We start from the raw sequence: 14,989 nt of genomic DNA on the forward strand, positions 1-14,989 counted from the left end.
CCTCGGCGTGAGTCACGGCACGACGAGCGGCTCCGCGGACCTGGTCGTCGACGAGACGTCGGCGGTCCAGCGGACGGGTCCGTGCGCCGGCGTCCAGTCGGTCAGCAGCGCCGAGACCTTGGCGTCCATCCTGGACCGGAGGCGGTCGAACGAGTCGCGGTAGTCGGTGCCGACGTGTCCGAGCAGCAGCCACCAGGCCCAGGCCACGGCGCCGGCGTTCGCGATGAAATCGGGGACCACCGCGATGCCGCGTGCGGTCAGGTCGAGTTCGGCGTCGGCCGTCGTCGGGGCGTTCGCCGCCTCGACGACGATCGGCGCCTGGATCCGCGCGGCGTTCGAGGCGGTGATCGCGTACGAGACCGCGGCGGGCACGACGATGTCGCAGTCGATGCCGAGCACGGCTTCGCGGGGCAGTCGCATCACGTCGGGGGCGACCACGGCCCGATCGATCTCGCCGTACCGATCGCGCGCGGCGAGCAGCGTCGGGACGTCGAGGCCTGCGGGGTGGTAGAGGGTGCCGCTCGCGTCCGCCAGCGCCACCACCCGCATCCCCGCTTCGTGCAGATAGAACGACGCGCCGCCACCCATCGTGCCGACGCCCTGCACGGCGACGGTGGTCTCGGCAGCGGACTGACCGCGCACCCGAGCCGCGGCGAGGCACGCCTGGGCGACGCCGTATCCGCCGATGACGTCGCCGAGCCGCCCACCGGGAGCGGCGGCGTTCAGTCCGCCCAACACGCGCGCGGCGGTGGCCTGCGGGTCCGCGGAACGCTCGATGGCCGCGTGATACGACTGCCGCATCCCGAGCTCGGCGAACACGGAGTCGATGGTCTCCTGCGAGACGCCGAGGTCCTCTGCGGTGACCCAATGGCGGTCGAGGAACGGCCGCATCGCCTCGCAGAAGCGCGTCAGCACCGCATGCGCCCGCGGATCCTTCGGATCGAAGTCGATGCCGCCCTTGGCGCCGCCGACGGGGAGGTCGAAGGCCGCGGTCTTGTTCGACATCCCGCGTGCCAGGTCGGCGACCTCGTCGATCGTGCACCCCGCACGCATCCGCGTCCCACCGGTCGCCATGCCGTGGACCAGGGTGTCGATCACCAGGTAGCCGACCGCGCCGGTCTCGGCGTCCGACCACTCCATCCGCAGGTACGGCGGACGACGGCGGTCGACGCCGGGCACGGGAAGGACGGCGTCGACGCCGGCGGCCGTCGCTGGACTGATCGGGGTGAGTGTCATGGCTCGTCGCCTCCTCGGGTCGGCGCGTTCTCTCCTGGCCCCATGATCGGATTCGCCGGGAACAACGTCCATGTCGAATTTGTGCAGTGGATCGTTCAGTTTCGGTGACCGATCGCGGGCGGGGAACCACTAGGGTCGAGGCATGGAGGTCTCGCTGCACCGCCTGAAACTGCTTCGGGAGCTTCGGTACCGCGGCACGGTCACCGCGGTGGCCGACGCCCTCCACTACTCGCCGTCCGCAGTCTCCCAACAGCTTTCGCTGCTCGAGCGGGAGGCCGACACTCCGCTGTTCGAGCGCCACGGGCGGCGGATCGCGCTCACCGAGGCGGGCCGAGTGCTCGCCGACCACTCCGAGGAGATCCTCGACGCCGTCGAGAGTGCGGGCAGCGCCATCGAATCACTGCGCGACGGCTCCACGGCGACGCTGCGCGCGGGCGTGTGGGCGTCGGTGGCGACCGGGCTGCTGCCCGCCGGACTCGCACTTCTGCGCCAGCGCGCCCCCGGCGTCTCGGTGCACTCGGTGGAGCTGGCGCCGGAGGCCGGGTCCGATGCCGTGCGGGACGGTTCGCTCGACCTGTCGTTCGTGATCGACTACTCCAACTACGCGATGCCGCAGGTGCGATCGCTCGCGCGACGCACCATCGCCGTCGAGCGGATATACGTCGCCACCCCCGCCGGAGCGGCCGGACCCTCACCGGTGGAGTTGGCCGGACTAGCGGGGTCTGCGTGGATCCTGTCGGACTCGCGATCGCACTTCGGCCGCGCAGTCCGGATGGCATGCCGTGAATCCGGCTTCGAGCCGGACGTCCGGCACGTGGTCGGTGAGCAGTCGACGGCGCTGGCGCTCGTCGCCGCCGGTCAGGGGGTGACGCTCGTGTCCGACCTCGGTGCCGCCACGGCTCCCGCCGGGGTCGAGCTCACGCCGCTGGCCGGGCGGTTCGAGCGCAATCTCTCCGTGGCGTATCGGAGCCGCGACGACGGGCGACGGTCGCTCCACGCGTTCATCGACGCGATGGCCGACGCGGCGCTGGAGGTCGGTCTGCGGCCACCCGACGGTCAGGCGGTGCCCGGAACGTAGCCGCGCCTCTTGTCCACCGCCGGGCCCGGCTCGACACCCTGCGCGTAGCTCCGGAGATTGTCGAGGAACTGTCTCGACAGCGTCCGTCGCCAGCCGACGACGTCGCCCGACATGTGCGGGCTCACGTGGGCGCCGGGCAGCGTCCAGAGCGGATCGCCGTCGGGCAGTGGCTCGCTGACCAGAACGTCGAGGTGCGCCGACAGTCGACCTTCCGTGATCTCCGCGGTCAGCGCCGCTTGATCGATCAGCGCGCCGCGGCCGACGTTGATCACGTGGGCACTGTCCGGCAGCGCCGCCAGCGCGGCCGCGTCGAGGAGGCCGCGCGTGGCGTCGGTCAGCGGGGCGGCCATCACCAGGTGATCCACGTCCGCCAGGTGCGCGGCGAGATGCGCGGAGTCGATGACCGTGCCGAAGTCGGGATCGTCCTCGCGGGCGGTCCGGCCGGCACCGCGGACCTCGAGTCCGACGGCGCGGAGCAGTCGTGCGGTGGCGCGCCCGATGCCGCCGGTGCCGACGACGAGCACGCGCCGCCCGGCGACGCGCAGGGTCTCGCGGTGCGCCCACTGACCTCGTCGGCGGAACTCCTCGGTCTCGTGGAGCAGCTTGTCGTGTGCCAGCACGCACGCCAGCACGTACTCGGCGATCGGTCCGTCGAACACTCCGCGGGCGTTGGTGACCAGCACGTCCGAGCGGCGGAGGTCGTCGAACAGGACGGCGTCGACCCCCGCGGCCGCCACGTGCACCCACCGCAATGAGTCCGCCGCCGACCACGCATCGGCGAGGGCACTGGAGAAGATGTCCCACACCAGCAGGGCGTCGGCACCGGGGATCGTGTCGGGCAGGGTGTCCGCCGTCGCCGTCCGCACGTCGGCGATCTCGCGGATCGCGTCGAGGTCCGGAGGCGGTTCCACTCCATCGGCGGTGAGCAGGACCAGGATCGGGGAACGCTCGGACATGACCTCACCGTAGCCTGGAGTGATTGTCGACAATCCTACCGTTGACAAGAGTAGTGACGGGGCACACACTGGCGACATGAGCGGCGCATCTCTGTCTCCGGTACTCAAGCAGGCCACCCCGGTGGTGGTCGATCACGCGGCGGGCTCGTGGATCCACGGTACCGACGGTCGCCGATATCTCGACTTCACCACTGGCATCGGCGTCACCAGCACCGGACACTGCCACCCGGACGTGGTCGCCGCCGCGCAGGAGCAGTGCACCAAGATCATCCACGCCCAGTACACGACCGTCATGCATCAGCCGCTGCTGAGACTCACCGAGCGCCTCGGCGACTTCCTCCCCGACGGCATCGACTCCGTGTTCTACGCGAACTCCGGATCGGAGGCGGTGGAGGCGGCGGTCCGGCTGGCGCGCATGGCCACCGGGCGCCAGTACATCGTCACCGTCCAGCGAGGGTTCCACGGCCGCACCGTCGCCGCGGCCTCGCTCACCACCGCGGGCACCAAGTTCTCGGCGGGCTTCGGTCCGCTCATGTCCGGCGTCGCGACCACGCCCTTCCCGGACGCCCTGCGGCTCGGGATGACGACCGACGACGCCGTCGACCACGCCCTCAAGGAGTTCGACTACCTGCTCGCCACACGACTGTCGCCCAGCGAGCTGGCGGCGGTGGTGATCGAGCCGTTCCTCGGCGACGGCGGCTATCTGGCCGTCCCGCCCGCGTATCTCGCGGGACTGCGCGAGCGCACGGCCCGCCATGGCGCGCTGCTGGTGCTCGACGAGGTGCAGGCGGGTGTCGGACGAACGGGCAGATTCTGGGGACATCAGCACACCGACGGGCTGGTCCCCGACGTCATCATCACCGCGAAGGGCATCGCATCGGGCTTCCCGATCTCGGCGATCGCCGCTCCGGAGGCGATCATGGCCAAGGCCTGGCCCGGCTCGCAGGGCGGAACCTACGGCGGCAACGCGGTGGCCGCGGCAGCGGGCGTCGCGACGCTCGACGTGATCGAACGCGAAGGGCTGGTCGAGAACTCGCGTGTGCGCGGGGCCGAACTGCTCGACGGACTGCGCTCCGGACTCGCCGGGATCGATCAGATCTGCGACATCCGCGGTACCGGACTGATGCTGGCCGTCGAGTTCGGCGATCCGACGGCGAACGCCGGGGGACCGCGGGCCATCGAGGCCGCCCGGCTGGCGTCGTCGGTGCAGCAGGCGTGCATCGACGAGGACCTGCTGACCCTGACCTGCGGGCCCACCGGATCGATCGTCCGGCTGATCCCCGCACTGGTGGTCACCGCGGACGAAGTCGTCACCGGCACAGAACGTTTCGTTCGCGCCGTCCGGCGTGTGGTGGAAATGTAGAAGTCATGACTGACCCGGACGCGTTGATCGAGGCACTGCGCGCGGAAGGGCTCGATCCGGAGTTCTCGGCGCGGCGGATCGCCGAGTACTCCTACGATGCGTCCAACTACCGGGTGCGACCGGTCGCGGTACTGTTCCCCCGAACCGAAGCGGACGTCGCCGCGGCGCTGGCCGTCTGCCACCGGCTCGGTGTTCCGGTGACCGCGCGCGGGGGCGGCACCTCCATGTCCGGCAACTCGATCGGTCCGGGCGTCGTGGTCGACCTCTCCCGGTACATGCGCGCGGTGATCGACGTCGACGAGGTGGCGCGGACCGTGACGGCGGAGGCCGGCGTCGTGCTGACCGAGCTGCGAGCCGCGGTACACCGGGCCACCGACCGCAGGCTGACGTTCGCGCCGGATCCGTCGAGCCAGACTCGGGCCTGCTTGGGCGGCGCCATCGGCAACGACGCGTGCGGCAACCACTCGGTCCGGTACGGGCGGACCGCCGACCACGTCGTCGAGCTCCGCCTCGTCACCGTCGACGGCGTGCGACTGACGGCCTCGCGCAACGGAATCCGTGCGACAGAGCCGGGCGATGCGACCGCTGTCGCCCGCGCCGAGCACCTGGCGGCCGAGCTGCGGGGACTGGCGTCGGACTATCTGGCGGACATCCGCACCGAGCTCGGCCGGATCCCACGGCAGGTGTCCGGATATCACCTCCGGCACCTGCTGCCGGAGGAGGGCTTCGACGTCGCGCGGGCGCTGGTGGGCAGCGAGGGCACCTGCGGGGTCGTCACCGCAGCGACGGTCGCACTGGTGGAGGAGTCGTCGCAGACCAGGCTGATCGTGGCCGGCTATGCCGACATCGTCGACGCGGCCCGCGACGTCCCGTTGCTGCTGCGGCACCGGCCGTCCGCGGTGGAGGGTGTGGACGAGGTGATCGTCGAGACGATGCGGCTTCGGCGCGGTGCCGACGCCGTCGCCGACCTGCCCGCCGGGCGGGCCTGGCTGTTCATCGAACTCGACGGGACCGACAGCGAGGCAGCGGATCTGGAGTCGGCGCTCCGTGCGGACGGACACGTCGTCGACCTGCGGCAGGTTCACGATCCCACCGAGCGGGCGGACCTCTGGCGGGTCCGCGAGGACGGGGCGGGACTCAGCTCACAGCTCACCGACCCGTCGACCGGGAAGACCGTCTCCACCTGGCCCGGTTGGGAGGACGCCGCGGTGCGGCCCGACCTGCTCGCCGACTACCTCGCCGAGTTCCGCGAGCTGCTCGACCGGCACGGACTGACAGGCGTGATGTACGGCCACTTCGGTGCCGGGTGCATGCACATCCGGATCGACTTCGATCTGCGAACCGAGCACGGCCGCACGGTGTTCCGGGCGTTCTGCACCGATGCCGCACATCTCGTGGTGCGGTACGAGGGATCACTGTCGGGCGAGCACGGCGACGGTCGTGCACGGTCGGAGCTGCTGCCGATCATGTACTCGCCGCGCATGCTGTCGGCGTTCGACCGCTTCGCCGCGATCTGGGATCCGAAAGGCCTGCTGGCGCCCGGCGGGCTGCGTGAGACGCGGCCGATCGACGCCGACCTCGCGCTCGCGGACGTCGCACCGCACCCGGCGCAGGCGTGCATCGGAATCGGGCGGTGCCGGACACACGCCGGCGGCGTGATGTGTCCGTCGTATCGAGCGACGGGAGACGAGAAGGATTCGACGCGCGGCCGCGCCCGCGTGCTCCAGGAACTGGTGCGAGGCGGCGTTGCGGCCGACTGGAACGCGCCGATGGTCACCGAGTCGCTGGATCTCTGCCTGGCGTGCCGGGCGTGTTCGTCCGACTGCCCCACCGGTGTCGACATGGCGGCGATGAAATCCGAAGCGCTGCATCGTCGTTACGACGGTCGTATCCGCCCCCGCGTGCACTACACGATCGGGATGCTGCCCACCTGGCTGCGGATCACCCCATATCTGGCCGCACCGCTCAATCGACTGGCGGCCACGAGGTTCGGCGTCGCGGGCGCTCGCCTCGCCGGGCTCGCGGACGGTCGCGTCCTGCCCGAGTTCGCCTCGGCCGCGCAACTGCGCGCGCAGCTCCGCCGAGTGCCGTCGTCAGTCGGATCGTCGAAGCCCGCCGAGGTGGTGCTGTTCCTCGACTCGTTCACGCGCGGACTCCGGCCCGAGGTAGCAGGCGCGGCCGCCCGGGTCCTCGGCGGCGTGCACTCGTCGGTCACGTGCGACACCGACCACTGCTGCGGGTTGACGCAGATCACCACCGGCCGCCTCGACGCCGCACGGAAGACATTGCGGCGCACCGCACGCCATCTCGACAGCCAGGGCGACGGCACCTCGCCGATCGTCGTGGTCGAGCCCAGTTGCGCCGCCACCCTCCGCGACGAACTTCCCCGTCTGCTGACCGGCGACGCAGTCGGGGCGGACGAGGCCGACCGGGCCCGCCGGGTCGCGGCGCGCGTGCGCTCCGTCGCCGCCCACTTCGGCGAGCTCGCCGCCGGCGACCGTGCCCCGGAATGGCCGGCCGGGGCGCCGGAGACAGTCGTCGTGCAGACCCACTGTCACGAGTACGCGACCTTCGGCAACCGCGTGCAGCGCGGCACGCTCACCGCGCTCGGGGTCCGCAACGTCGTCGAGGCGACCGGATGCTGTGGCGTGGCAGGCGACTTCGGATTCACGGCGGGGCACGAGGAGGTCTCGGACGCCGTCGCCGAACAGGCGCTGGCGCCCGCGCTCCGCCGGCACCCCGATGCTCCGGTGCTCACCGACGGATTCTCGTGCGCCACCCAGATCCGCAGACTGGCGGTCACCGACTCGACCGCGGGCGGGGATGCGGGTGCCGACCGTCGCGGCTTGCACCTGCTCCAGCTTCTGGACCCGGATCCGCTCGACGCGCGTGACGGAGCACGTCGGGGCCGAAACCGTGAACCGATGTAGAACACCACACCTGGGAGGTGCGTCATGACTCGAAACGTCGCCGATATCGTCGCCGGTCTCGGCACCGGCATCCACATCGACGGCCGATGGCGAACGGCATTCTCCGGGGACACTTTCGACGTTGAGAATCCGGCCACCGGGGAGGTGCTCACCACCCTGGCCGACGGCGGTCCACGAGACGCCGCGGCGGCGATCGACGCCGCGGCCGCGCACCAGAGGGACTGGGCCTCCGTGCCGGCGCGCGACCGGTCGGAGATCCTGCGGCGGTCGTACGAGCTGCTGGTCGAGCGGGCCGACGAGGTTGCGCAGTTGATGACCGCGGAGATGGGCAAGCCGCTCGCGGAGGCGCGCGGTGAGGTGGCTTACGGCGCCGAGTTCTTCCGCTGGTTCGGTGAGGAGGCGGTGCGGATATCGGGCGACGCGCGCCGCAGTCCGGACGGAAAGTCGCGGTTCCTCATCACCCGGGAGCCGGTGGGACCGTGCATTCTCATCACCCCGTGGAACTTCCCGCTCGCGATGATCTCCCGCAAGATCGGTCCGGCGATCGCGGCGGGCTGCACGATGGTCTACAAACCGGCGAGTCTCACTCCGCTGACCTCGCTCTACGTCACCGATCTTCTCGCCGAGGCGGGGCTGCCCGACGGCGTGCTGTCGGTGGTGTGCACCTCGTCGGCCGGTTCGGTGGTCGAGCCGTGGATCGACTCCGGGAAGGCGCGGAAGCTGTCGTTCACCGGCTCCACCCGGGTCGGCAGACGACTGCTGGAGCAGTGCGCCGGAGGAGTGCTGCGGACGTCGATGGAGTTGGGTGGCAATGCGCCGTTCATCGTGTGCGAGGACGCCGATCTCGACGTGGCGATCGACAGCGCGATGGCCGCGAAGATGCGGAACATGGGCGAGGCCTGCACCGCAGCGAACCGGATCCTGGTGCATCGCAGGGTGATCGACGAGTTCGCCGACCTGCTGACGGAACGGATGTCGCGGCTGACGGTCGGCGACGGCGCGACGGACGGCACCGACGTCGGACCGTTGGTGGACCGGGCGGCCGTCGACAAGGTGGAGCATCTGGTGGACGACGCCGTCGCCCGCGGTGCACAGGTGCGGTGCGGCGGTCGTCGGCTGGACGGGCCCGGCCACTTCTATCCGCCGACGGTGCTGACCGGGGTGGACGCGCGGGCGGAGATGATGAGTACGGAGGTCTTCGGTCCGGTGGCGGCCCTCGTTCCGTTCGGCTCCGACGACGAGGCCGTCGAACTCGCCAACGACACCGAGTTCGGGCTGGTGTCGTACGTGATGACCGAGTCGATGGATCGCGGTCTGACCATCGCCGAGCGGCTCGAGACGGGAATGGTCGGCTTGAACACCGGTCTGGTGTCCAATCCCGCAGCACCCTTCGGTGGCGTCAAGCAGTCCGGCCTGGGCCGCGAGGGCGGTCTCACCGGGATCGACGAATTCTTGGAGACCAAGTACGTCGCGATCCCGGTCCGCTGACAGCGGACCCTTCGTCGGTTGAGCGGCACCCTCGCTCAACCGGCGGGTGGGGGATGGTGTGTTTATGTGGTTGTGGACGAGCCTTTCGTTGGTTGAGCGGCGCCTTTCGTTGGTTGAGGGGTGCGCTCGCCCAAGCGGCGGACGTCTTCAGAGAGGAAGTCGATGACTGAGATACCGACCGATGCCGTGTGGCTCAAACCCGGCGAGGTCGCGCGCCGCGCGGGTGTGGCGGTCTCGACCCTGCACTACTACGAGAAGATCGGCCTGATCCGGAGCCGACGGACGTCGGGGGACCGACGCGAGTATCGCCGGGACACGTTGCGTCTGATCGCCTTCATCCGCGCGTCGCAGTCCCTGGGGATCGGCCTGGCTCAGATCAAGGCGGCGCTCGACGACCTCCCGCACGACCGCCCGCCGGACAAGCACGACTGGGCGCGCCTGGCGCGGGAGTGGCGCGACGACCTCGACGATCGCATCGCCCGCCTCACCGCCCTGCGCGACAACCTCGCCAATTGCATCGGCTGCGGCTGCCTGTCGCTGACCGCGTGTCCGTACACGAATCCCGGCGACGTGATGGGCCGCGACGGTGCCGGCGCGCGCAGGTTGATTCCCGACGCGGATTGACCGGCGGCCCGGCTACTGTGCCAACCGCTGGGCGCCGTCGCGCATGTGGGCTTCGAGCGCGGCGACCGCGCGCACGAGATCCCCTGCGCGGACGGCGGCGGCGAGCTCCCGATGCTCGGACACCCGATCCTCGCCGGGACCGTACGCGAATCGCAGAGCGCGCAGGCACATGCTGGTCTCGACGATCACCGTCTCATGAACCCGCGAGAGTCGGCGGCTCGCAGCGGATTCCACCAGCGCCCGATGGAAGTCGAGGTCGGCGTCCATCATCTCCTCCGAATCGGGGCGATCGGCGACCGCCGACATCCTGGCGACCGCGGCGTCGAGCAGATCGGCGCACGCGGGACCGGCTCCGGTCTGCAAGAGACGTTCGACGGCGGCGCGTTCGACGGTGGTCCGCAGCAGGTACATGTCGTCGACGGCGTCAGACGTGAGGTCGGGAACGAAGAGTCCCCGGTTCCGGTGCGAGACGAGCAGCCCCTCCTGCGTGAGTCGCTGCATCGCCTCGCGGAGCGGTCCGCGACTGACGCCGAGCTGCTTCGCGAGCGCCGCCTCACCGAGCTGCGATCCCGGCGGAAAGTCGCCCGCGGCGATCGCCCGTCGCAGCGATCGCGCGATGATCGCCGGAGTCGACTCCTGGACGACGGGTTCCAGCGACGACCTCGGCGCGGCCCCCATGATCGTCACGCCGCTCCGCCGCACGCGTGGATCCGTGGCCGCGGCACGCGAGACCCGACGACCTGCTGCAGTGCAGCGCCGGTCCGCATCACGCGGCGGTCGGCGAATCGCGGTCCGACGATCTGCACGCCGACGGGGAGCCCGGTATCGGTGACGCCGCACGGGACCGACAGTGCCGGTTGCTGAGTCATGTTGAAAAGGTAGGTGTACGGCGTCCACGAGGTCCAGTCGGGGCCGGTGGAGCCGGGTGGAACGTCCGCACCCGCGGCGAAGGCGGGGATCGGGGTGGTCGGGGTGACGAGCAGGTCGTACTCCTCATGCAACTCGCCGAGGTGGACTCCGAGTGCCATCCGGACGGCGACCGCGTCGAGATAGTCCTGGGCGCTGAAACCGCCGTGGCGGGCGAGGGCGTCGCGAAGCTGCGGATCGACTCGGTCGACGGCCGCCTCCCCGAACGGCTTCAGCACCGCCGCGGCACCGGCGAACCACAGGACATGGAATGCGTCGACCGGGTCGGAGAGGCCGAGGGCCACTTCGTCGATCGACGCGCCCAGCTGTTCGAGCTCGGAGATCGCCACGCGCACTTCGCGTTCCACCTCTGGGTCGGTGGACCCGAACCCGAGGTCGCTGCTGTAGGCGACGCGCAGCCCGACGAGCGGGCGGTCGGACCCGGTGCCGTCGATCGCTGCCGCCAGGAATCCGCCGACTTCGGGCGACGTGGCAGAGCGGGGCACCGCGGACCAGTCGCGCACGTCGGGACGGACAAGGGCGTCCAGGTAGGCGGCGGCATCGGTCACCGTTCGGGCCATCGGCCCGGCGTGCGCGAGGGTGCCGAACGGGCTGGACGGGTACATCGGAACCACGCCGTAGGTCGGTTTGAGGGCGACGGTGCCGGTGAACGCGGCGGGGATGCGCACCGAGCCGCCGCCGTCGGTGCCCACGGACAGTGGACCGAGTCCGGCCGCGACCGCGGCGGCCGACCCGCCACTGCTGCCGCCCGGGGTGAGCTCGGGGTCGTACGGATTCCGGGTGACGCCGGCCAACGGCGAGTCCGTGACGCCCTTCCAGGCGAACTCCGGTGTCGTGGTCTTCCCGAACACGACGCATCCGGCCGCCCGTGTCGCGGCGACCGCGGGAGCGTCGACGGTCGGTGGCGAGCCGTCGTCTGCATCGGCCAGGAGCCGGGATCCGCGATGGGTCGGCAGGCCGGCGGTGAGGAAGATGTCTTTGATCGACGCGGGCACGCCGTCGAGCGGACCGAGCGGCGTGCCGTCGAGATACCGCTGTTCAGCGGCTTTCGCGGCCGTCAGTGCGCCGGGCTCGTCGACCAGACAGAACGCATTCAGACTGCCGTCCACGCGGCGGACTGCGGCGAGGGTCTCGGCGGCGACATCGACAGGGGAGAGGATTCGGCGGCGGTAGGCGTCGGAGAGTTCCAGCGCGGTGAGTCCGCACGTGGCCGCTGATTCCATGACGTCGACCGCCTCTCATAGAGGTTGTTGATTGTCGACAATCGTACGCCGGAGTGGCGTGCGGTCAAGGTCCCGCGGCGATGGGGCCGGGGCCGCTCAGCCGAGTCCGCGCGACGCGAGCCGCTCGAGCACTCCGACATCACCGCGGTACGGGTCGGTCTCGCGCGGCCAGTGCACGATGACGTCGGTGAACCCGAGGTCGGCCGCGCGGCCGACCATCTCGTCGAACCGGCCGACCGACTCCAGCGGGTTCACCGGCGAACTGTGGAGATTCAGATAGGCGTCCGGCGCCCGGCGATCCGCGTCAGCCGCGGTCTCGGCGAGCAGCGCGCGTCCCCGGCCGACGGTGCCGAACCAGTCCTCGAGCGACTCGGTCTGCGGACCGGTGGTCACCCAGCCGTCGCCGTGGCGTGCAGCGAAACGCACCGACCGAGGACCGTTGCCCGCCAGCACGAACGGAACGCGGGAGCGGATCTCGCCGCCGACGAGCCGCATGTCGCGGGCTCCGTAGTACACGCCGTCGGCGTCGACGTGATCCTCGCGAAGCGTGCGATCGAGGAGTCGGCTGAACTCCTGGAATCGGTCGACGCGTGCCCGCGCATCGAGAGGCGGGCTGCCGAGGACGCGGTCGTCGGGGCTGCCGCCGACGCCGAGTCCCAACAGCACTCGGCCGTCGGAGATGTCGGTCAGCGTCTGCACCTCGCGGGCGAAGGCGACCGGCGTCCGGAAGTTCGGGGAGACGACGTAGGTGCCGAGTGCGATCCGGCTGGTGGCGCACGCTGCCGCGGTGAGCGTCGGGATGCAGGAGAACCAACGGGAGTCGGGCAGGCCACCCCACACCAGGTGGTCGTAGGTCCAGGCGTGCTGGAAGCCCATCTCCTCGGCACGCTCCCACAGGGGCCGCGCCGTGCGCCACGGCATGTCCGGCAGAATGCACACTCCGTATCGCATGGTTTCGAGGGTAGCTGTCGTAATCTCTAGGAATGTCCAAGCTCGCGCGTCGGCAGGCTCCGGCGCTGCGGCCCGCCGGATTGATCGTGGCGGGCTTCATCCTGGTCATCATGGTCGGCGCGCTACTGCTGACGCTGCCGATGTCGTCGGCGGACGGCACCGGGACGGGTCTGGTGACCGCGCTGTTCACCGCGACCTCGGCCACCTGTGTGACGGGTCTGATCGTGGTGGATACCGCGACCCACTGGTCGACGTTCGGCGAGATCGTGATCCTCGCACTGATCCAGATCGGCGGGCTCGGCGTCATGTCGCTCGCCGCACTGTTGGGGTTGCTGGTGATGCGCCGGGTGGGACTGCGCACCCAGATGGCCGCACGGGCGGAGACGAAGTCCGTCGAGTTCGGCGACGGACGCCGGGTGATCCTTCGGGTCATCGGGACGAGCCTGGTGGTGGAGGCGGTGATCGCGGCGGTGCTGACGGTCCGGTTCGCCGTCGGATACGGCCAGGGTCTGGTGCACTCGGCGTATCTCGGTGTCTTCCATGCGATCTCGGCATTCAACAATGCCGGGTTCGCGCTGTACAGCGACAACCTCGTCGGATTCGTCGGCGATCCGTGGATCATCCTGCCGATCTCTGCGGGGCTGGTGATCGGCGGTATCGGCTTCCCGGTGATCTTCGAGCTGCGCCGGGCGTTCCGGCGCGTTCGGGGCCGCGCGGCCCATCCGGACCGGAAGACCCCTGCACGGCCGTGGTTCTCGCTGCATGTGCGGATGACGTTGATCGTGTACGGCGCGCTTGCCGTGATCGGCGTGGTGGTGCTCACCGCCTCGGAGTGGCGCAACCCTGGGACGCTGGGACCGCTCGGGTTCTCCGACAAGTTGCTCGCCGGACTCTTCTCCGGATTGTCGCCCCGCACTGCGGGATTCAACAGCATCGACGTCGCGGCGATGCATCCGTCGTCGTTGCTGGTGACCGACGTCCTGATGTTCATCGGCGGTGGTAGCGCCGGTACCGCAGGCGGTATCAAGGTCACCACCTTCGCGATTCTCGGCTATGTCATCCTCAGCGAGATCCGCGGGGAGCCGACCGTGCACGCGATGCGGCGGCGGATCAGTCCGGAGGTCCAGCGGCAGGCCGTCACCGTCGCGCTGCTCGGTGTCGGCGCGGTCATGCTGGTGGCGCTCGCGCTGATGTACCTCACCGACTTCCGCCTCGACGCGATCCTCATCGAGACCGTCTCCGCCTTCGCGACAGTCGGACTGTCGACCGGCATCACCCCGAGCATTCCGGCTGCCGGACAACTCCTTCTGGCCGCGCTGATGCTTCTGGGGCGTCTCGGCCCGATTACCCTGGCGTCTGCGCTGGCATTGCGCGAGCGTGTTCGCCGTTTCGAGCGACCCGAAGAACGTCCGATCGTCGGCTAGCCGGGGACACGAGACTAGGAGAAGTGGTGGCCAGAAAGTCTGCGGTACGGAGATCTGCTGGGCGACAGGCCGACTTGCGCGTCGCAGTCATCGGTCTGGGGCGCTTCGGAGCGTCGCTGGCGGTCGAGCTCGTCGAACAGGGCGTCGAGGTCCTCGGCCTCGACGGCGATCCGGCCCTGGTGCAGAAGTACGCCGACGAGGTCTCCGATTCCGCGGTGGTCGACTCGACCGATCCGCAGGCCCTCAAGCAACTCGGCGTCGAGACCTTCGATCACGTCGTCGTCGGGATCGGGTCGGACCTGGAGGGCAGCGTCCTCACCGTCTCGGCGCTCCTCGACATCGGGGTGGCGGATATCTGGGCCAAGGCGATCTCGCGGCAGCACGCGCGCATCCTCGAGCGCATCGGCGCGCACCACGTGGTGCTTCCAGAGCACGAGATGGGCGCCCGGGTGGCGCACCTGGTCATCGATCGGCGAATGCTCGATTATGTCGAGTTCGACGACGACTTCGCGATGGCCAAGGCTCCGGCGCCGAGGGACCTGGTCGGCTTCGACCTCAAGTCCAGCAAGATTCGCACGAACTACGACGTGACCATCGTGGCGGTGAAACGACGAGGCGCGGAGTTCACGTTCGCCGGTCTGGACACCGTCGTCCACGAGGGCGACGTGCTGATCGTCGCCGGGCACCGCCGGGCTCTGGCGAGGTTCGCCGAGTCAGAATGACGTCTGCGATTTGTCGGCTATTCGATCTACCTGCATGAATGCGTGGAAAGATGCCGCGTCTAGGTGA

The 14,989-nt window shown here is 70.2% G+C and carries 12 protein-coding genes; 7 read left to right on the forward strand and 5 right to left on the reverse strand.

The window, feature by feature from the left end; translation table 11 throughout:
• Positions 1-12: 12 nt before the first annotated feature.
• Entirely contained in the window at positions 13-1,236 is a 1,224-nt protein-coding gene (locus SCNU_RS17475) for a Glu/Leu/Phe/Val family dehydrogenase (RefSeq protein ID WP_009680740.1), read from the reverse strand.
• Between the two features lie 142 nt (positions 1,237-1,378).
• Between SCNU_RS17475 and SCNU_RS17480 the strand changes: the two genes are divergently transcribed.
• Positions 1,379-2,314 (forward strand): LysR substrate-binding domain-containing protein, encoded by a 936-nt coding sequence (locus SCNU_RS17480; RefSeq protein WP_009680741.1) that lies wholly within the window; start codon positions 1,379-1,381, stop codon positions 2,312-2,314.
• Here the strand turns inward: SCNU_RS17480 and SCNU_RS17485 are convergent.
• Positions 2,293-3,270 (reverse strand): D-2-hydroxyacid dehydrogenase, encoded by a 978-nt coding sequence (locus SCNU_RS17485; protein WP_009680742.1) that lies wholly within the window; start codon positions 3,268-3,270, stop codon positions 2,293-2,295. The genes SCNU_RS17480 and SCNU_RS17485 overlap by 22 nt on opposite strands.
• 76 nt (positions 3,271-3,346) lie before the next feature.
• Here SCNU_RS17485 and SCNU_RS17490 point away from each other — a divergent pair, with 76 nt between their 5' ends.
• The 4 genes from SCNU_RS17490 to soxR all read left to right on the forward strand — a co-directional run bounded on the left by SCNU_RS17490 (position 3,347) and on the right by soxR (position 9,675).
• Entirely contained in the window at positions 3,347-4,633 is a 1,287-nt protein-coding gene (locus SCNU_RS17490) for an aspartate aminotransferase family protein (RefSeq protein WP_009680743.1), read from the forward strand.
• Positions 4,634-4,638: 5 nt separating this feature from the next.
• Positions 4,639-7,563: an FAD-binding and (Fe-S)-binding domain-containing protein gene (locus SCNU_RS17495; protein ID WP_009680744.1), complete on the forward strand. Its 2,925-nt coding sequence runs from the start codon at positions 4,639-4,641 to the stop codon at positions 7,561-7,563.
• A 24-nt stretch (positions 7,564-7,587) separates the two neighbouring features.
• A complete protein-coding gene (locus SCNU_RS17500; RefSeq protein ID WP_009680745.1) occupies positions 7,588-9,051 on the forward strand; it encodes an NAD-dependent succinate-semialdehyde dehydrogenase in 1,464 nt (487 codons plus the stop codon).
• A gap of 162 nt (positions 9,052-9,213) precedes the next feature.
• Entirely contained in the window at positions 9,214-9,675 is a 462-nt protein-coding gene (gene soxR / locus SCNU_RS17505; RefSeq protein WP_009680746.1) for a redox-sensitive transcriptional activator SoxR, read from the forward strand.
• A 12-nt stretch (positions 9,676-9,687) separates the two neighbouring features.
• On the opposite strand, the gene SCNU_RS17510 is transcribed toward soxR, so the two are convergent.
• The 3 genes from SCNU_RS17510 to SCNU_RS17520 all read right to left on the reverse strand — a co-directional run bounded on the left by SCNU_RS17510 (position 9,688) and on the right by SCNU_RS17520 (position 12,776).
• A complete protein-coding gene (locus tag SCNU_RS17510; RefSeq protein ID WP_040518814.1) occupies positions 9,688-10,353 on the reverse strand; it encodes a GntR family transcriptional regulator in 666 nt (221 codons plus the stop codon).
• 5 nt (positions 10,354-10,358) lie between these two features.
• Positions 10,359-11,825, reverse strand: coding sequence for an amidase (locus tag SCNU_RS17515; RefSeq protein ID WP_009680748.1), 1,467 nt, complete (start codon positions 11,823-11,825; stop codon positions 10,359-10,361).
• Positions 11,826-11,921: 96 nt separating this feature from the next.
• Positions 11,922-12,776 (reverse strand): LLM class flavin-dependent oxidoreductase, encoded by an 855-nt coding sequence (locus tag SCNU_RS17520; protein ID WP_009680749.1) that lies wholly within the window; start codon positions 12,774-12,776, stop codon positions 11,922-11,924.
• A gap of 32 nt (positions 12,777-12,808) precedes the next feature.
• Between SCNU_RS17520 and SCNU_RS17525 the strand changes: the two genes are divergently transcribed.
• Positions 12,809-14,200, forward strand: a complete 1,392-nt coding sequence (locus tag SCNU_RS17525) for a TrkH family potassium uptake protein (RefSeq protein WP_009680750.1) — start codon at positions 12,809-12,811, stop codon at positions 14,198-14,200.
• A 74-nt stretch (positions 14,201-14,274) separates the two neighbouring features.
• Entirely contained in the window at positions 14,275-14,922 is a 648-nt protein-coding gene (locus tag SCNU_RS17530) for a potassium channel family protein (RefSeq protein ID WP_009680751.1), read from the forward strand.
• The last annotated feature ends 67 nt before the right edge of the window (positions 14,923-14,989 follow it).

This window comes from Gordonia neofelifaecis NRRL B-59395 (assembly GCF_000192435.1).
In the GTDB taxonomy this organism is placed as follows: Bacteria; Actinomycetota; Actinomycetes; order Mycobacteriales; family Mycobacteriaceae; genus Gordonia; species Gordonia neofelifaecis.